The organism is Streptomyces sp. ST2-7A (genome assembly GCF_021390475.1).
GTDB lineage: Bacteria > Actinomycetota > Actinomycetes > Streptomycetales > Streptomycetaceae > Streptomyces.
In genome coordinates this window covers 21,436-38,879 of the sequence record NZ_JAJUWS010000041.1, presented here as the reverse complement: position 1 = coordinate 38,879, position 17,444 = coordinate 21,436, and the positions used below count along the sequence as shown (strand labels likewise).

At 74.9% G+C, this 17,444-nt stretch carries 16 protein-coding genes; 13 read left to right on the top strand and 3 right to left on the bottom strand.

Features of this window, described 5'->3' with window-relative positions:
- The first annotated feature begins 68 nt into the window (after positions 1 to 68).
- From LZF96_RS21220 to mycP, 5 genes are all read left to right on the top strand, one after another.
- Positions 69 to 1,511 carry an aldehyde dehydrogenase gene (locus LZF96_RS21220; protein ID WP_233875419.1) on the top strand — a complete coding sequence of 481 codons (1,443 nt, stop codon included), beginning with the start codon at positions 69 to 71 and terminating at the stop codon, positions 1,509 to 1,511.
- 103 nt (positions 1,512 to 1,614) lie between these two features.
- Complete coding sequence (locus LZF96_RS21215; RefSeq protein ID WP_233875417.1) at positions 1,615 to 2,502, top strand: 3-oxoacyl-ACP reductase; 888 nt, start codon at positions 1,615 to 1,617, stop codon at positions 2,500 to 2,502.
- Between the two features lie 303 nt (positions 2,503 to 2,805).
- Entirely contained in the window at positions 2,806 to 3,054 is a 249-nt protein-coding gene (locus LZF96_RS21210) for a hypothetical protein (RefSeq protein WP_233875414.1), read from the top strand.
- A gap of 496 nt (positions 3,055 to 3,550) precedes the next feature.
- Positions 3,551 to 4,411 carry a hypothetical protein gene (locus tag LZF96_RS21205; protein ID WP_233875411.1) on the top strand — a complete coding sequence of 287 codons (861 nt, stop codon included), beginning with the start codon at positions 3,551 to 3,553 and terminating at the stop codon, positions 4,409 to 4,411.
- Positions 4,408 to 5,604 (top strand): type VII secretion-associated serine protease mycosin, encoded by a 1,197-nt coding sequence (gene mycP, locus LZF96_RS21200; protein WP_374203297.1) that lies wholly within the window; start codon positions 4,408 to 4,410, stop codon positions 5,602 to 5,604. Before LZF96_RS21205 ends, mycP begins: the two co-directional genes overlap by 4 nt.
- Here mycP and LZF96_RS21195 read toward each other — a convergent pair.
- A complete protein-coding gene (locus LZF96_RS21195; RefSeq protein WP_233875408.1) occupies positions 5,576 to 6,754 on the bottom strand; it encodes a serine hydrolase in 1,179 nt (392 codons plus the stop codon). The genes mycP and LZF96_RS21195 overlap by 29 nt on opposite strands.
- 105 nt (positions 6,755 to 6,859) lie before the next feature.
- Here LZF96_RS21195 and LZF96_RS21190 point away from each other — a divergent pair, with 105 nt between their 5' ends.
- Positions 6,860 to 7,657 carry an SseB family protein gene (locus tag LZF96_RS21190; protein ID WP_233875404.1) on the top strand — a complete coding sequence of 266 codons (798 nt, stop codon included), beginning with the start codon at positions 6,860 to 6,862 and terminating at the stop codon, positions 7,655 to 7,657.
- Between the two features lie 102 nt (positions 7,658 to 7,759).
- On the opposite strand, the gene LZF96_RS21185 is transcribed toward LZF96_RS21190, so the two are convergent.
- Complete coding sequence (locus LZF96_RS21185) at positions 7,760 to 8,182, bottom strand: DUF1844 domain-containing protein (protein ID WP_233875402.1); 423 nt, start codon at positions 8,180 to 8,182, stop codon at positions 7,760 to 7,762.
- Positions 8,183 to 8,557: 375 nt separating this feature from the next.
- Between LZF96_RS21185 and infC the strand changes: the two genes are divergently transcribed.
- From infC to pheT, 7 genes are all read left to right on the top strand, one after another.
- Positions 8,558 to 9,172: a translation initiation factor IF-3 gene (gene infC, locus LZF96_RS21180; RefSeq protein ID WP_233875400.1), complete on the top strand. Its 615-nt coding sequence runs from the start codon at positions 8,558 to 8,560 to the stop codon at positions 9,170 to 9,172.
- 107 nt (positions 9,173 to 9,279) lie between these two features.
- Positions 9,280 to 9,474, top strand: coding sequence for a 50S ribosomal protein L35 (gene rpmI / locus LZF96_RS21175; protein WP_143618415.1), 195 nt, complete (start codon positions 9,280 to 9,282; stop codon positions 9,472 to 9,474).
- Positions 9,475 to 9,588: 114 nt separating this feature from the next.
- Positions 9,589 to 9,972, top strand: a complete 384-nt coding sequence (gene rplT, locus LZF96_RS21170) for a 50S ribosomal protein L20 (RefSeq protein ID WP_233875398.1) — start codon at positions 9,589 to 9,591, stop codon at positions 9,970 to 9,972.
- Positions 9,973 to 10,292: 320 nt separating this feature from the next.
- Complete coding sequence (locus LZF96_RS21165) at positions 10,293 to 11,180, top strand: RNA methyltransferase (RefSeq protein WP_233875396.1); 888 nt, start codon at positions 10,293 to 10,295, stop codon at positions 11,178 to 11,180.
- 248 nt (positions 11,181 to 11,428) lie between these two features.
- Positions 11,429 to 12,508: a PAS domain-containing sensor histidine kinase gene (locus LZF96_RS21160; RefSeq protein WP_233875394.1), complete on the top strand. Its 1,080-nt coding sequence runs from the start codon at positions 11,429 to 11,431 to the stop codon at positions 12,506 to 12,508.
- Between the two features lie 188 nt (positions 12,509 to 12,696).
- Complete coding sequence (pheS, locus tag LZF96_RS21155) at positions 12,697 to 13,845, top strand: phenylalanine--tRNA ligase subunit alpha (protein ID WP_233875392.1); 1,149 nt, start codon at positions 12,697 to 12,699, stop codon at positions 13,843 to 13,845.
- Entirely contained in the window at positions 13,845 to 16,373 is a 2,529-nt protein-coding gene (pheT, locus tag LZF96_RS21150) for a phenylalanine--tRNA ligase subunit beta (protein WP_233875390.1), read from the top strand. The genes pheS and pheT overlap by 1 nt, the downstream gene beginning before the upstream one ends.
- A 75-nt stretch (positions 16,374 to 16,448) precedes the next feature.
- Here pheT and LZF96_RS21145 read toward each other — a convergent pair whose 3' ends face one another.
- The gene (locus LZF96_RS21145; protein ID WP_233875456.1) at positions 16,449 to 17,231 is read right to left on the bottom strand and encodes an SAM-dependent methyltransferase; all 783 of its coding nucleotides are present in this window, start codon (positions 17,229 to 17,231) and stop codon (positions 16,449 to 16,451) included.
- Positions 17,232 to 17,444: the final 213 nt, after the last annotated feature.

The following is a 17,444-nucleotide window of genomic DNA, read 5'->3' as shown; positions in this document are numbered from 1 at the left end:
CCTCCGCCGGCCCCCGAACCCGCCCCGCACCAGTCCGCACCCGCCCCTCCGACCCGGGGACCGAAACGATGAACCACACCACCTCCTTCCGCACCGACCTCCCCGGCGCCCCCGACCGCGCCACCGGGACCGATCGTCCGGCCGAACCCGTCGGACGTCCGGTGATCGACCCCACCACCGAGGACACCATCGCCCTGGTCCCCGACACCGACCCCGCCGCCGTGGACGCCGCGGTGGCCCGGGCCGACGCGGCCGGGACCCGCTGGGCCGCCCTGGCCCCCGCCGACCGGGCCCGCGCCCTGCGGCGTTTCGCCGATGTCGTGGACGGTCGGTTGGACGAACTCGCCGCGCTGGAGACCGCCGAGGCCGGGCACCCGGTCGCCGCGGCCCGGTGGGAGGCCGAGCAGGTCCGCGACCTGTTGGAGTACTCGGCCGGGGGAGTGGAGCGACTGACCGGGCGGCAGATCCCCGTCGCCGGCGGCACGGCGGTGACGTTCGCGGAGCCCCTCGGGGTGGTCGCGGTCATCGCGCCGTGGAACTTCCCCATGCCCATCGCCGCGTGGGGAGCCGCCCCCGCCCTGGCCGCGGGCAACGCGGTCCTCCTCAAGCCCGCCGAACAGACGCCGCTGACCGCCCTCCGACTGGCCGAACTCGCGCTGGAGGCCGGACTCCCGGAGGGCTTGTTCCAGACCCTGCCGGGGGCCGGGGGAGTGACCGGGGAGGCACTGGTGGACCATCCCGGTGTCGCCAAGGTCGTCTTCACCGGCTCCACCGCCGTCGGGCGCCGGATCATGGCCCGGTGCGCCGGCACCCTCAAGCGGCTCACCCTCGAACTGGGCGGCAAGAGCCCCCTGCTCGTCTTCGCGGACGCGGACCTGGAGCGGGCCGCGGCCGCCGCTCCGTCGGCCTTCCTCGACAACACCGGTCAGGACTGCTGCGCCCGCTCCCGGATCCTGGTCCAGGAGAGCGCCCGGGACCGCTTCCTGGAACTCCTGGAACCCGCCGTGCGGGCCGTCCGGGTCGGTGACCCCCGCGACCCGGACACCGACATGGGGCCGCTGATCTCGGCCGCCCACCGCGAGCGCGTCGCCGCGCTGGTGCCCACCGACACACCCGCCCTGATCCGCGGTGACGTGCCCGGCGGGTCGGGCTTCTGGTACCCGGCGACCGTGCTGGACGCCGCCGACGCGCCCGAACGCGCCCGCGTGGAGGAGGTCTTCGGCCCCGTCACGGTGGTCGAGACCTTCGCGGACGAGGACGCCGCCATCCGATCGGCCAACGACACCCCCTACGGTCTCGCCGGGTCGATCTGGACCCGGGACGCGGGTCGGGCCCTGCGGGTCTCGCGGGGCATCCGGGCCGGCAACCTGTCGGTCAACTCCAACAGCAGCGTCCGCCCCACCACCCCGTTCGGTGGCTTCAAACAGTCGGGCCTGGGCAGGGAACTGGGCCCGGACGCGTCGGTCGCCTTCACCGAGACCAAGACCGTCTTCATCGACACCGACCACTGACCCGGCGTCCCGGCGCCCGGGGAGGCGTCCCGCTCCGCGCGCCACCGCGCGATCCCGGCCCGCCGACGCACGGCCCGGCCCAGCCCAGCAACGGGAGAGAAACATGACCGACCCCGTCCTCGACACCGGCGAGCCCATCGACCCGGCCGGCCCGACCGGCGCCGTTCCCGCCGAACCCGTCGTACCCGAGCCGGTCCCCGGCGCGGCGCCCTCCGGAAGGTCGGTGTGCCGGCGTCTGGTGGACCGCGTCGCCGTCGTGACCGGGGCGGGCAGCGGGATCGGCCTGGCCTCCGTGCGCCGGCTCGCCGCCGAGGGCGCCCGGGTGGTGTGCGCCGACATCGACGAGGCGGCCGGCCGGGCGGTGGCCGAGGAGGTCGACGGACTCTTCGTACGGGTCGACGTCACCGATCGGGAGGAGGTCGAGAGGATGTTCTCCACGGTGGTGGACACCTGCGGCTCGGTCGACTTCTCCTTCCACAACGCGGGCATCTCACCGCCCGAGGACGACTCGATCCTGACCACCGAACCCGACGCCTGGCAGCGGGTCCAGCAGGTGAACCTCACCTCGATCTACCTCTGCTGCCGGGCCGTGCTGCCGTACATGCGCCGGCAGGGACGGGGCTCGATCCTCAACACCGCCTCCTTCGTGGCCGTCATGGGCGCGGCCACCTCCCAGATCTCCTACACCGCCTCCAAGGGCGGGGTGTTGGCGATGTCCCGCGAACTGGGGGTGCAGTTCGCGCGCGAGGGCATCCGGGTCAACGCCCTGTGCCCCGGTCCGGTCAACACCCCGCTGCTGACCGAACTCTTCGCCAGGGACCCCGAGCGGGCCGCCCGCCGGTTGGTCCACATCCCCGCCGGTCGGTTCGCCGAGCCGGAGGAGATCGCGGCCGCCGTCGCCTTCCTCGCCAGTGACGACTCATCCTTCGTCAACGCCACCGGCTTCCTGGTGGACGGCGGCATCGCGGGGGCCTACGTCACCCCGGTGTGAGCCCGCGCCGGGGCCCCGCGCGTCCGGTACGGGCGGGTTCCCGCCGTCCCACCGACGGTACGGCGGGAACTCCTCACCGGGGCCGTCCCGGGGGAGGGGCCCGGTCGTGGTTGTCGCGGTTAGGGTGCCCGGGTGACCACGATCCACCCCGCCGACCCTCCCGTCACCGGTGTGGCCGATGATCCGCCGCCCGCGGAATCACCGGCCCCGCGGTTCCCGACACCGGGGATCCCCACTCCGACCGCCCGGCCCTCGGAGATCCCGGGGTGGCGTACCGTCACCCCGTGGGGGACCGCGCCGGCCGTGCCGGGAGCGGTCGTCCCCGCCGGCCCCTCGGGTGCCCCGCCGATCCACCGCCCCTCGCGGGCGGCCCGACCGGTGGCGTTGGCCGCCACGTTCCTGCTGCTCGCCTCGGTCGTGGCCGGTGTCGCCCTGCTGATCGCCGGGCCGCCCGCGCCCCGGGGCCTGCCGGGGGTTCCCGATCACCCCGCCCCGCCGGCGGGGATTCCCGACCCCCCGGTCGACCCCCGGCGAACCGCCCCCCGGGGGTGACGCAGAGATCACCCCGTCCCGGTACCGAAGTACGACGATTCCCCCGTAGAGTTGATGCCCATCTGGACACACACTCCCGGGCGGGCGCCCGTGGCCGCATTCGGCGACCGTGGGACCCGCCCCGTCGGGCCCCACGGTCGCCGACGAGCGATGGGGGCGCGCCGGCCGACGGGTTGCAGGGAGCCAACGGATGACCACCGATCGGGGCCCCGGGCCCGGTTTCGCGTCACGGCCGGCGTCCGTTCCCCCGCCCGCCCCATCGGTTCCCCCACCTTCCGGCGAGCGGATCCTCCGGGCGCCCCGGTTCCCGGGATCGGCACCGATGTCCTTCCCGCCCGTCCCCTCGCCCCGTGCCGCCGACCCGAGGGGAACCGGCCACCGCCCCATCGTCCCCGGGCCCGCTCCCGAGCCGGTACCGGGGGACCGACCCCCGCTCACCGAGCCGCCCCGGGGCACCCCGGTCCATCCGGCCCCGCCACCGGTCCACCGCGGCCGATTGACCGCCGCCGTGCTCTGCCTGGTCCTCGGCGCCGGGCTGCTCGGCGGTGCCGCCGCCGGTGTCTGGCTCACCACTCCGGAAACGGAGGCCGACTCCGCCGAGCGACTTTTCGAGGAACGCCGTTCCCTGTGGCGCGAGTTGCCCGTGGAGGCGATCTTCCCGACGGAGTTGGCCGGAGAGGGGGCCGGTCCCGGCGGCGCGGACCGGCACTGGTCACGGGTGGCGGTCGCCCCCGACTCCGACTGCGTCGACGCCTTCGACCCGGCCCTGGGCGACCTGCTGGCCGACGTCGGCTGTCACCGCCTGCTGCGCGCCACCTATGTGGACGACACCGAGAGCGCCGTCACCACGGTGGGCCTGGTCTTCACCGAGGCCGATCCGGCCGGAATGCTCGCCCTCGCCCGCGACATCGACACCGACGACCTCGACGCCCGGGCGGACCTGTTGCCCCGCCCCCGGGCCGGCGCGCACCCGGCCGCCATCGGGTTCGGCGACCGGCAGCGGGCCACCTGGACCCTGCGGGCGCTGACCGACGTGCCGGTCGTGGTGTGGGCGGTCTCCGGTTTCGCCGACGGCCGCGCCGTCCCCGAACCCGTTCCCGCCGCCGAGGCCGTGGAGAAGGGGGCCGACAGCGCGGCCGCCCTGGCCGGGCTCGGCCACGAGGCGATCGGGATCACCGACCGGATCGAACGCCGACTGCGCCGGGCCGCCGCCGGCCTCGTCGAGGAGAACGACGCCGCCGCGGCGGCCCCCACCGCGTCGTTCATCCCCTTGCTCATCCGGTCCGCCGGACACACCGACCGGTCCCACCCGGCCGTCGCGGCCGGGCCCGTACCCCCCGTCGGAGGCCTCGCGTGAACCGCCGCGCGTTCCGCTCCCCTCGCCGCCCGCTGCTCGTCGCCCTGCTCACCGGCGTGCTGTTGGCGGGAGGCACGCCCCCCGCCCTCGCCGACGCCATCCGCGACCAGCAGCGGTGGGCCCTGGACTTCGTCAACGCCCCCGCCGCCTGGCAGACCACCCGGGGCGCCGGCGTGACCGTCGCGGTGCTGGACACCGGCGTGGACGCCTCGCACCCCGATCTGTACGGCGCGGTCCTGGAGGGCGCCGACCTGGTGGACGAGGGCGCCCGTCCCGGTGACCCGGAGTGGGCGCGGCACGGAACCGCGATGGCCGCCATCATCGCCGGCCGGGGACACGGCCCCGACGCCGGGTCGGGCGTCATCGGCATCGCCCCCGAGGCGATGGTGCTGCCGGTCAGGGTGTTGTTGGAGGAGGACGACCCGGCCCGTGCCGACCATCGGCGGCGTGAGGGCAGCACCGTCGCCGAGGGCATCCGATGGGCGGTGGACAACGGCGCCGACATCGTCAACCTCTCGCTGGGGGACGACAGTCCCACCGCCCACCCCGACCCCGCGGAGGACGCCGCCATCCGCTACGCCCTGGACAACGGCGTGGTGGTGGTCGCCTCCGCCGGCAACGGCGGCGAGGACGGCGACCCGGTCTCCTACCCGGCCGGCTACCCGGGCGTCATCGCGGTCACCGCCGCGGACCGCACGGGGGCCCGGGCGCCCTTCTCCACCCGACGCTGGTACGCCACCGTCAGCGCGCCGGGCAAGGACGTGGTGATCGCCTCGCCCGGTGGCCGCTACCTGCACGGGTGGGGCACCAGCGCCGCCGCCGCGTTCGTCTCCGGGGCGGTCGCCCTGGTGCGTGCCGCCCACCCCGAACTCGACCCCGCGCAGATCCGGCGACTGCTCGTCGACACCGCCGGCGGGGGAGCGGGCACCGGTCGTGACGACGAACTGGGCGCCGGCGTGGTGGACCCCGCCGCGGCGATCGCCGCGGCGAACGCCGCGGAGCCCGAGGCCGGGGTGGAGGCATCGGGAACCTACCCGCGCGAGTATTTCGGCCCCGGTCCGCGGCCCGCCCCGGAGGATCCCCTCCCCGCCCCGTGGCTCGCCCCGGCCGCCGCGGCCGTGGGGGGAGTGCTGTTGGCCTTCGCGGCGCTGCTCTTCCGCCGGCTCAGGCCCGCGGCGCCCCCGCCGTCCTGAGCACCGCCGCGGCGGCCCGCGCCGCGGCCTCCACGACCTCTATGCCGGACTCCCGGCCGGTGTGTCCGTCGGAGAGCACCACCATCAGGAGTGGGCGGCCGTCCACCGTCACCCGGCCGATGCTGTTGATGTCCCACAGTCGGGTGTGACTGCGCGGCAGCCACCCGTTCTTCAACCGTGCCCCGCCGGGTGCTGCCGCCGGGGTGTCGAGGGACTCGCGGAGCGGCGCCGGGGTCGTGGCGTCGGGGCCGCCGCTCTCCACCACCAACCCCGCCATCGTTCCCGTTCCGGCCCCCGTCGGGAAGTCCGGCGCCCCCGACACGGCGGCGGCCGATATCCCCCACCGCTGTTCCTCCGCCACCTCGCCCATCAGCTCCCGCAACAGGGCCCGGGAGTCGGGCGACAACGGCCCGGAGGGGCCGAAGACGATCTCCAGCAATCGCAGTTGGTCGTCACCCGTGGTCCGGGTCAGACCCCAGTGGCCGTCCTCGCCGCCGGTGGTCCCGGTCAGCCCCCACCGGGAGTTCAGGGCGTCCAGTCCCTCCTCGCCCCCGATCCGTCGCCAGAGCCGGTCGGTGGCCGCGTTGTCGCTGTACCGGATCGCGGCGGCCGCCCCGGCCAACTCCCCGGGGTCGGGCCCCCGCCCCTCCTCCTGGCACAGGAACAGCAACGCCGCCACGATGTTCACCTTGACGATGCTGGCGGTGTCGAAGAAACCGTCCCCGGCGGAGACCACCGTTCCGGTGGCGGGATCCAGGGCCCGCACCGACAGCCGGACCGGGTCGGGCGGGTCGAGTTCGGCGAGCGCCGTCGCGAGGAGGACGTCGGCGTTCGGACCGGGGCGGGGACGGGGCGGCGGCACCTCGGCGCCGGCCGTCCGGGTGCGCGTCGCCTCGGGCCGTTCGACCCCGGTCGGGAGCGCCGGTGTCCGCGCACCGGGGACGCCGGGCGCACCGCCGACCGCGTCGGCGGTGGGATTCCCGGCAGGCGTCGCCGCCGGCGCGTCGACGGGAGGAAGCCCGGCCCGCTCGCCCTCCGCCCGCCCCGGCACCCCACCCGTCGCCGCCATCAGCACCGCTCCCGCCAGACCCACGACCACCGCCGCCGGCACCGCTCGCCGCGTCTGCCGGTACGACACCCGTTCCTCCATGGGGGCAGACCGTATCCCGAGCCCCCGGGGGTGTCGCCCCCGGGGATGAAGAAGGTGGGGCATCCCGCGCGATCCGCGGGCCGCGTCCCCGGGTACCCTCGCCGGGTGGCTGCCAAGAACATCCCCCGGTCCCCGTTCGCCGACGACGACGGGAGCGCGGACCCCGCCCTGGCCGCGGCGCTGGAGGCGTGGGCCCGTGACCCGGCCCGGGAACGGGAGGCGCTGACCCTGTTGTCGCGGGCACGCCTGCTGGTGCCGGTGGTGGCGGTGCTCGGCGAGACGGAGACCGGCCCCGACGGCCTGCGGCGCGAGAAGAGCAGCGACATGGCGGTGCTCACCCTGGGACTTCCCAGCGGGCGCCGGGCCCTGCCGGTCTTCACCTCACTGGCCTCGTTGGCGGCCTGGCGCGCGGACGCGCGGCCGGTGGCCGTGGCCGCGCCGCAGGCGGTGCGCGCCGCCGTGGCGGAACGGGCGGACACCCTGGTGGTCGACCTGGCGGGCCCCGTGACCCGGGAGGTCACCGGGCCGGGACTACGGGCCCTGATGGCCGGTGGCAGTCCGGTGACCGACCCCGCCGTGCGCCGGGCGCTGGCGGCCCTGATCGCCGACGAACCGGCGGTGCTCGACGCCCGCCTCGTGCCCGGCGGTGAGGCCGACGGCACACTGGTCCTGGCGGTCGGGCCGGGACCGGAGGGACCGGAGGCGGTGCGCCGACTGGCGGGCGCGGTGGCGGCGGACGAGACCCTGCGCGCAGCCCTGGTGCGAGGTCTGCGGGTAGCGGTGCTCCCGCCGGGGCGGGAACTTCCCGGCGATCCGCTGCCCCCGCCGGAGGGGGGCCCGGCCGGCCCGGGGACGCGGGACCCGGACGCCCTGGACCGGGCTCCCGGGAGTGAGCGGGACTGACCCCTCCCGGCGATGTGACGTGCCGGGACGCGCCCCCGGGGCACGGCCCGGCCCGGGCCACGGGATCCGCCGGACCCCTCGGGACACGGCGGGCCCGGGGACTCAGCCCAGCACGGGCCCGGTGTACTTCTCGCCCGGTCCCTGTCCCGGTGCGTCCGGCACCAGCGAGGCCTCGCGGAAGGCGAGTTGGAGGGCCTTCAGGCCGTCCCGCAGCGGGGCGGCGTGGAAGGAGCTGACCTCCCCGGCACCGGCGGTCACCAGACCCGCGAGGGCGGTGATCAGCTTGCGCGCCTCGTCCAGGTCGCGGTGGTGCTCGCCGTCCTCGGCGAGGCCGAGCTTCACGGCGGAGGCGCTCATCAGGTGCACCGCCACGGTGGTGATCACCTCGACCGCCGGCACGTCGGCGAGGTCCCGGGCCGCGTCCCCGGAACCCCCCGGTGTGTCCGGGGCGCCGGAGGACGTGTCGGCGGACGTCCCGGCGGGAACATCGGCTGCGGTGGGATCGGGGACGGTGGGCTCGCTCATGCCGCCCAGCCTAGGCCGCCCGGCGGGCCCCACCGATCGCGGGTGAGCGATGCCACCCCGTGATGACGGACTCCCGGGCTTCGAACCACACGACGTTCTGCGGTACCATGGGAAACGACCGATTGGTGACCAGTCCGCTCCGGGAGTCCTCCGGGGTCGCGTTCGGGGTCGCCGATCCGCAAGTGGAGGCTCCGTCTCCCACCTGATTTCGGCCTTCGGCCGGCAGGTCAGAAGGTCTTGTCGCGCCCCGTGGCCAGCCACGGCGGTGCTCCGGTCTTCGAGGAGCTTCCGCCTGTGCCCGCCCGGGGCGTTCGCGTTTGCGGGCGGAGGGTCGCACCCCATCATGTTCGAGGCACTGCCGTCCGCCAGGCGGCTGTGCGGCGCAACCGAGGAGGCCCCATCAGCGCCGAGCCCCGCATCAACGACCGGATTCGCGTCCCCGAGGTGCGACTCGTCGGCCCCAGTGGCGAACAGGTCGGCATCGTGCCGCTCGCCAAGGCCCTGGAGCTTGCCCAGGAGTACGACCTGGATCTCGTCGAGGTCGCGGCCACCGCCCGACCCCCCGTGTGCAAGCTCATGGACTACGGGAAGTTCAAGTACGAGTCGGCCATGAAGGCCCGTGAGGCGCGCAAGAACCAGGCGCACACGGTCATCAAGGAGATGAAGCTCCGGCCGAAGATCGACCCGCACGACTACGACACCAAAAAGGGTCACGTCGTCCGGTTCCTCAAGCAGGGTGACAAGGTCAAGATCACGATCATGTTCCGCGGTCGTGAGCAGTCCCGGCCCGAACTGGGCTTCCGGCTGCTCCAGCGGTTGGCCGAGGATGTCCAGGAGCTGGGCTTCGTCGAGTCCAACCCGAAGCAGGACGGCCGCAACATGATCATGGTTCTCGGTCCGCACAAGAAGAAGACCGAGGCGATGGCCGAAGCCCGGCAGGCGCAGGCCGCCCGCAAGGCGGAGCGCCAGCAGGGGGAGTCCCGCGGCTGAAGGGCCGCGCGACGTCCCGCTCGGATCAGCAAGCGAAAATCGCACCCTCCGGAACGACCCCGCGGGGCGGACCGGAGGCGTGCCATGGACGAGGAGAGAGCGGCGACATGCCGAAGAACAAGACGCACAGCGGTGCCGGTAAGCGCTTCAAGATCACCGGCTCCGGCAAGGTGATGCGCCAGCGCGCCGGCCGCCGCCACTACCTGGAGCACAAGCCCTCCACCCTGACCCGCCGTCTGGCCGGCACCACGGAGACCGCTCCGGCCGACGCCAAGCGGATCAAGAAGCTGCTCGGCAAGTGACCGCCTCCCGCCCGACCGGCCGCGGCCGGTGACCGGGCGGGGCGACGTCAACCGGGTCCTCATCCGTTCCCGGGCCGGGCGCACGCCCAAGGCCCCCCTACAAGGAGTTCACCAGTGGCACGCGTGAAGCGGGCGGTCAACGCCCACAAGAAGCGCCGGGCGATCCTCGAGCAGGCCAGCGGTTACCGCGGTCAGCGGTCCCGCCTGTACCGCAAGGCGAAGGAGCAGGTCACCCACTCCCTCGTCTACAACTACAACGACCGCAAGAAGCGCAAGGGCGACTTCCGGCAGCTGTGGATCCAGCGGATCAACGCCGCCGCCCGCGCCAACGGCATGACCTACAACCGCTTCATCCAGGGTCTGAAGGCCGCCGAGGTGGAGATCGACCGCAAGATGCTCGCCGAGCTCGCGGTCAACGACCCCAACGCCTTCACCTCCCTCATCGAGGTGGCCCGGGGGGCGCTGCCCGCCGACGTGAACGCCCCGAAGGCCGCCTGAGCCCTCACGTCGTTCACCCGGCACCACGCCGGGGCATCCGCCGGACCCGCGGGCCGTGCCCGCGGGTCCGGCGTGTGTCCGGCCCCGCCGGTGTTCCGCGGCACACCGGCGCGGGGTGCCGTCGGCCCCGTTCCCCCGGGGCGTGACCGCCCCGGCACGCGGCCCGATCCGTCCGACCCGGGTCCGTCGCCGCGCCTCCTCCCTCCCGGCACTCCCGTTGCCACGCATCCCCGTGCCGGTGGCCCGGTCCCGGACGGCGGCGGGCCCCGCGGTGAGCCCGGATCACCCGTCCCGTACCCGGAAGCGAGCTCCGAGACGCCATGCCCCCCGCCGTTGAGCTGACCTCCCCGCGCTCCCCCCGGATCCTCGCCGCCCGCAGGTTGACACGGCGTACGGCCCGCACCCGGGAGCGTCGCTTTCTCGCGGAGGGCCCCCAGGCGGTACGGGAGGCCGCGACCGCCCGCCTCACGGGGACCGACGGCCCCGTCCTGCTCGACCTTCTCGCCACCCCCGAGGCCGCCGAACGCCACGCCGACCTGCTCGACCTCGCCCGTGCCGGGGGCGCCCGGGTGGCCGTCGCCGACCCCGGGCTGGTCGAGGGGCTGTCGCAGACGGTCACCCCCCAGGGGCTGGTGGGGGTGTGCTCCTTCGTGGACCGTCCCCTGAAGGCCATCCTCGCCGACCGCCCCCGCCTGGTGGCGGTGCTCGCGCGCGTTCGGGACCCGGGCAACGCGGGCACGGTGCTGCGTTGCGCCGACGCGGCCGGGGCGGACGCCGTGATCCTCACCGACGCCTCGGTGGACCCCTACAACCCCAAGGCCGTACGGGCCTCCGCCGGCAGCCTGTTCCACGTGCCGCTGGTGGTGGGAGTTCCCGTGGCGGAGGCAGTGGGTGCCCTGGCCGCGTCGGGTGTCCGTTGCCTGGCCGCGGACGGGGCCGGGGACCGCGACCTCGACGCCGAACTGGACGCCGGCGCGATGACCGGCCCCACCGCGTGGATCTTCGGCAACGAGGCGTGGGGCCTGCCCGACGGGACCCGGGCGCTGGCCGATGACGTCGTGCGGGTGCCGATCCACGGCCGTGCCGAGAGCCTGAACCTCGCCACCGCCGCCGCGGTGTGCCTGTACGCCTCGGCCCGGGCCCAGCGGGCCCCCGGCGGCTGCCGGGCGGACGGCGGCGACCGCGGGCTCCCGTCGACCGCGGGGTGAGCGCCGGGACGCTCCCCTTCCCCTCCGGCCCCCGGCCCCGGCCCGCCCACCCGCGGCGTGTCCGATACCCCCGGGACGACCGGTGCCGCCGACGCCGGACCCCCGCGCCCCGCCCCACAGCCCGCCCCGACCGGCCCCACCTCCGGGTGATCCGACCCCGCGGAGGGCTTCCCTCACCCGCTGCGGCGGTAGGCTGACGCGGCGTGCGGGTGCCCCCGGGTGGCCCCCGCCGGGGGAGGGGAGAGGGCATGGGAGCACCACCCGGCGCGAACGGGGCGTGTCCGCGCCCCGACGAACTGCCGGACGGGTTGGTGATCGCCGATCGTGAGGGATTCGTCACCTGTTTCAACGCCGAGGCCGGTCGGCTGACCGGCACGGCCCCCGACCGGGCCCTCGGCCGTCCCCTGGAGGACGCGCTCCCCCTGGAGGATCTCGACGGTCGCCCCTGGTGGCGGGTGACCGACCCCTACGGGGGTCTCGCCATACGTCGCGGCCAGCCCGAGCGGAACCTGTTGCTGCCGGGGGGCAGGGAGATCCTGGTGGCCGCCCGCTACGTCCGCCCCGACCCCCGCAGCGCCCCGGTCCGGGTGGTGATCACCCTGCGCGGCACCCGGGCCCGTCGACGGGTGGAGCGCGGCAACGCCGAACTGATCGCCACCGTCGCCCACGAGCTGCGTTCCCCGCTCACCTCGGTCAAGGGCTTCACCGCCACCATGTTGGACAAGTGGGACCGCTTCACCGACGAGCAGAAGCGGATCATGATGCAGACCGTGGACGGCGACGCCGACCGCGTCACCCGCCTGATCACCGAACTCCTGGACGTCTCCCGGATCGACTCCGGTCGCCTGGAGATCCGTCGCGAGCCGCTGCGAATGGAGGAGGCCGTCCGACGTCGGGTGGACGCCATGGTCGCCGCCGGGACCCCGCCCGAACGGTTCGTGATCCGCGCGACCGGCGAGCCGCCCCGGTTGTGGGCCGACCCCGTCAAGATCGACCAGGTCCTGGGCAATCTGCTGGAAAACGCGGTGCGGCACGGCGCGGGAACCGTCACCATCGAGGTGGGGCCGGCGCCGTCGGCCCCGTCCGGCCCGGGAGCCACGGCGGTCACCGTGGCCGACCGGGGCCCCGGCATTCCGGAGGAGACGATGCACCGGGTCTTCACCCGTTTCTGGCGCGGCAGCGGCCGCGGGGGCACGGGGCTGGGTCTGTACATCGTCAAGGGCATCGTCGAGGCCCACGGGGGCACGGTCACCGTGGGAAGGGCCCCCGGGGGCGGGGCGCGGTTCCGCTTCATCCTGCCCCCCGGCATCCCGTCCTTCCTCGCCTGACGCCGGGGACCGGGTGGAACCGGCGCGACGGGGGACGCCACGCCCACGCCGGCCGTGGCCGGACCGGGCCCCGGACCCCGCCCCGTAGACTCGTCATCCGGCCCCCGCCGTCGTGGGGCACGGCGTGCGACCGGGCGCCCGGGTGACCGGGAACCAGCAACCAGCGACCAGGGGAACATCGAGAAGAGATGTCGGCACCCAACAAGTCCTACGACCCCGTCGAGGTCGAGGCACTGAAACCGGAAGCGGTCGAGCGGGCCCGCGAGGACGCGCTGCGGGCCATCGAGGCCGCGGACGACCTCGATGCCCTGCACGAGGTCAGGGTCGCCCACGCCGGCGACCGATCGCCGCTGGCGCTGGCCAACCGCGAGATCGGCGCGCTGCCGCCGAAGGCCCGTGCCGACGCGGGCAAGCGTGTCGGGCAGGCCCGCGGCGCGGTCAACAAGGCCCTCGCCGGTCGGCTGACCGAGTTGGAGGCGGAGCGCGACGAGCGGGTGCTCGTCGAGGAGGCGGTGGACGTCACCCTCCCCGCCCGCCGTACGCCCGTCGGCGCCCGCCACCCGCTGACCACGCTCATGGAGCGGATCGAGGACGTCTTCGTGGCCATGGGTTACGAGGTCGCCGAGGGGCCCGAGGCCGAGGCGGAGTGGTTCAACTTCGACGCCCTCAACATCGCCCCCGATCACCCGGCCCGCACCGAGCAGGACACCTTCTTCCTGAAGGGTTCCCCGGCGGCCGGGGAACCGGCGGACGCCGCCGACGGCCCGGGCTCCGGGGTGGTGCTGCGCACCCACACCTCCCCGGTGCAGATCCGCTCCCTGCTGGACCGCGAGCCCCCGGTCTACGTGGTGTGTCCCGGGCGGGTCTTCCGCACCGACGAACTCGACGCCACCCACACCCCGGTCTTCCACCAGGTCGAGCTGCTGGCGGTGGACGAGGGCCTGACCATGGCCGATCTGCGCGGCACCCTCGACCACATGGTCGGGGCCCTGTTCGGCTCCGACATCCGCACCCGGCTGCGCCCCAACTACTTCCCCTTCACCGAGCCGTCCGCCGAGATGGACATGGTGTGCTACGTGTGCCGCGGCGAGTCGGTCGGCGACCCCGACCGTCCCTGCCGCACCTGCTCCAGCGAGGGCTGGATCGAGCTGGGCGGCTGCGGCATGGTCAACCCGCGGGTGCTCACCGCCTGCGGCGTGGACCCGGAGCGCTACAGCGGCTTCGCCTTCGGCTTCGGCATCGAACGGATGCTGATGTTCCGCCACAACGTCGAGGACATGCGAGACATGGTCGAGGGTGACGTCCGCTTCACCCGGCCCTTCGGAACGGAGATCTGATGCGGGCCCCGCTTTCCTGGCTCCGGGAGTACGTCGACCTGCCGGCCGGGACCACCGGTCGCGAGGTCGCCGCGAAGCTGATCGCCGCCGGCCTCGAGGTCGAGACCGTCGAACGCGTCGGCGCCGACCTCACCGGCCCCCTCGTCGTCGGCCGGGTCGTGGAGATCGAGGAGCTGACCGAGTTCAAGAAGCCGATCAGGTACTGCGCGGTCGACGTCGGTTCGGCGGGCGCGGAGTCCGGTGAACCGCAGCGGGTGATCTGCGGCGCCCGCAACTTCGTCGTCGGCGACCTCGTCGTCGTGGCGCTCCCCGGCGCGGTGCTGCCCGGCGACTTCGCCATCTCCTCCCGCAAGACCTACGGGCGGGTCTCCGAGGGCATGATCTGCTCCGCCGCCGAACTGGGCACGGCCGACGACCACAGCGGCATCATCGTGCTGCCGCCCGGTCACGAGCCCGGCGAGGACGCGATCGACCTCCTCGGACTCCGCGACGAGATCCTGGACATCTCCGTCACCCCGGACCGGGGCTACTGCCTGTCACTGCGCGGCCTGGCGCGGGAGACCGCGATCGCGTACGACCTGCCGCTGCGCGACCCGGCGCTGCTGGACGTGCCGGTGCCCAATGAGGACGGTCACCCCGTCCGGGTGGAGGACCGGGCGGGTTGCGGCCGGTTCACCGCCCGGGTCGTCACCGGGGTGCGACCCGACGCCATCACCCCGGTGTGGCTGCGCCGCCGCCTGGAGAAGGCCGGCATGCGCTCGGTCTCGCTGCCGGTGGACATCACCAACTACGTGATGTTGGAGCTGGGTACCCCGCTCCACGCCTACGACCGCGCCCGCCTGGAGGGCGGGATCGGCGTGCGGCGCGCCGAGGCCGGTGAGGAACTCGTCACCCTCGACGGGGTGAAGCGCGCGCTCCACCCCGAGGACCTGCTGATCACCGATGCCCGTGGCCCGATCGGCCTGGCCGGTGTGATGGGCGGCGAGGAGACCGAGGTCCTGACCCCCGAGCGGGACCCGGAGACCGACGAGTGGCGCGGCACCACCGAAATCGTGGTCGAGGCCGCCCACTTCGACCCCGTCGCGATCGCCCGTACCGTCCGACGCCACGGGCTGGTCACCGAGGCGTCCAAGCGCTGGGAGCGCGGCGTGGACCCCGAGGCGACCGCCGCCGCCGCACAGCGTGCCGTCGACCTACTGGTCGGCCTGGCCGGTGCCACCGCCGACCCCGGCGTCACCCACATCGGTGTGGTGGGCGTACCGCGCACCATCCGGATCCCCGCCGACCACCCGGACCGGGTCGCCGGTGTCGCGTACGGTCGCGAGACCGTCGCCCGGGGCCTCCAGCGGGTGGGGTGCGACGTCTACGGTACCGACGAGCTCACCGTCAGCGTGCCCTCCTGGCGGCCGGACCTGACCGACCCCAACGACCTGGCGGAGGAGGTCATCCGCCTGGAGGGCTACGAGAACCTGCCCTCCACGCTGCCCCGACCCCCGGCCGGACGCGGCCTGACCCCCCGGCAGCGTCTGCACCGCCGGGTCGGCCGCGCGCTGGCGGGCGCGGGCTTCGTCGAGGCGCCGTGCTACCCCTTCCTGGGGACCGCCGCGCTGGACGCCCTCGGCCTGGAGCCGGATGACCCGCGTCGCCGCACCGTGACGCTGGCCAACCCGCTCTCCGACGAGGAGCCCCACCTGCGCACCACGCTGCTGCCGGGGCTGCTCGCGGCACTGCGCCGCAACGAGGGACGGGGCAACCACGACACCGCCCTGTTCGAGACCGGCCTGGTCTTCCGCCCCACCGGCGAGGAGTCGACCGCGCCCCGCCTGCCGGTGGACCGCCGCCCCGACGCCGAGGGGATCGCGGAGCTGGACGCCGCGCTGCCGCGTCAGCCGCGTCGGGTCGCGGCGGTGCTCGCCGGGCGGCGGGACCCCGCCGGCTGGTGGGGACCGGGACGCCCGACCGACTGGGCGGACGCGGTGGAGACCGCCCGCCTGGTGGCCCGGGAGGCGGGGGCCGACGTGGAGATCGTCGCCGACCGGCACGCCCCCTGGCATCCGGGTCGCTGCGCGGCGGTCCGGGTCACCGTGGACGGCGGGACCCTCACCGCCGGGCACGCCGGTGAGCTGCATCCGCGGGTCATCGGCGCGATGGGGTTGCCCGATCGCACCTGCGCGGTGGAGCTGGACCTGGACCTGCTGCAGCGGGCCTCCGCGGGCCCGGTACGGGCGCCCGGGGTGCCCGGCTTCCCGCCGGCCACGCGTGACGTGGCGCTGGTCGTGGACGCCTCGGTGCCGGCAGCCCGGGTCGAGGAGGCGCTGCGGGAGGGAGCCGGTGATCTCCTGGAGTCCCTGCGGCTGTTCGACGTCTACACCGGCGAGCAGGTGGGCGAGGGGCGCAAGTCGCTGGCCTGGGCCCTGCGCTTCCGGGCGCCGGACCGCACCCTGACCGCCGAGGAGACGACCGCCGCCCACGAGGCCGCGGTGGCCGCCGCGGCGGAGCGCACCGGCGCCGTGGTGCGCGGCGCCTGACGCCGTGATCGGCGGGGTCCGTGCCCCGGGCCCCGCCGGACACGTCCCGTCCCGCCGGGACGGGGCGCCGTCGGCTCAGGGCTTGCGGGCCACCCCGCCGGCCTGACCGATCGGGTGCGGCGCGGAGCCGTCGGAGGACGGTTCCGGCCGCCACAGCGGCACGGAGACCACCCCCGGCTCCACCGGCTCCAGACCGGCGAAGATCCCGCGGAGCTCCTCCATCGTCCGCAGCCGGTAGGGGATGGCACCGCTCTCGTTGTAGGCGTGCTGCGCCTCCGCGTAGACGGGGTCGATGTCGCTGCCCTCGTTCAGACACAGGTAGCTTCCGGAGGAGAGTCCACCCATCAGCCGGCCCACGATGGAGGCGGCCTCGTCCACCGTCTCGACGTGTCCCAGGATCCCGCTGAGGATCAGGGCCACGGGCCGGTCGAGGTCCAGCCGCTCCCCGGCGGCCCGCAGGATGCCCTCCGGGTCGCGGAGGTCGGCCTCCACGTAGGAGGTCTCCCCCTCGGGGGCGCTGGTGAGCAGGGCGTTGGCGTGCATCAACACCAGCGGGTCGTTGTCCACGTAGACCACCCGGGAGTCCGGGGCGACCCGTTGGGCCACGTGGTGGGTGTTGTCCGCGGTGGGTAGTCCCGTTCCCACGTCCAGGAACTGGCGCACCCCCGCGTCGCGGGCCAGGAAGCGGATCGCCCGCCCCAGGAAGCGCCTGGACTCGCGCGCGATCTTCACGATGCCGGGGAAGACCTCGCGGTATCGATCCCCCGCGATCCGGTCCACCTCGTAGTTGTCGGTGCCGCCCAACCAGTAGTTCCAGATCCTCGCCGAGTGCGGCACCGAGGTGTCGATCTTCGACACCGTCTCCCGGCGCGGTCCGGATGCCTCCGTCACGTGATCATCTCCTGCCGTTCCGCCCATCGGGCGGCCGGCCCGATGGGCCCGGGGTGCGGGCTCCGGGGACACCGACCGGCCCCGGACCACCGATCGTAGGCGCCTCCCGTGTCACCGGCGACCTTCCCGGCTCCCACCGGGCCGGTCGGAGCGGTGGCCCGTTCCCGGACCATCCGTTCG

Bases quoted from the DNA above. Each gene is read 5' to 3' on its own strand.
- LZF96_RS21220 (WP_233875419.1), top strand. From the start codon at position 69: ATGAACCACACCACCTCCTTCCGCACCGACCTCCCCGGCGCCCCCGAC.
- LZF96_RS21215 (WP_233875417.1), top strand. From the start codon at position 1,615: ATGACCGACCCCGTCCTCGACACCGGCGAGCCCATCGACCCGGCCGGC.
- LZF96_RS21195 (WP_233875408.1), bottom strand. From the start codon at position 6,754: ATGGAGGAACGGGTGTCGTACCGGCAGACGCGGCGAGCGGTGCCGGCG.
- LZF96_RS21185 (WP_233875402.1), bottom strand. From the start codon at position 8,182: ATGAGCGAGCCCACCGTCCCCGATCCCACCGCAGCCGATGTTCCCGCC.
- rpmI (WP_143618415.1), top strand. From the start codon at position 9,280: ATGCCGAAGAACAAGACGCACAGCGGTGCCGGTAAGCGCTTCAAGATC.
- LZF96_RS21165 (WP_233875396.1), top strand. From the start codon at position 10,293: ATGCCCCCCGCCGTTGAGCTGACCTCCCCGCGCTCCCCCCGGATCCTC.
- LZF96_RS21160 (WP_233875394.1), top strand. From the start codon at position 11,429: ATGGGAGCACCACCCGGCGCGAACGGGGCGTGTCCGCGCCCCGACGAA.
- pheS (WP_233875392.1), top strand. From the start codon at position 12,697: ATGTCGGCACCCAACAAGTCCTACGACCCCGTCGAGGTCGAGGCACTG.
- pheT (WP_233875390.1), top strand. From the start codon at position 13,845: ATGCGGGCCCCGCTTTCCTGGCTCCGGGAGTACGTCGACCTGCCGGCC.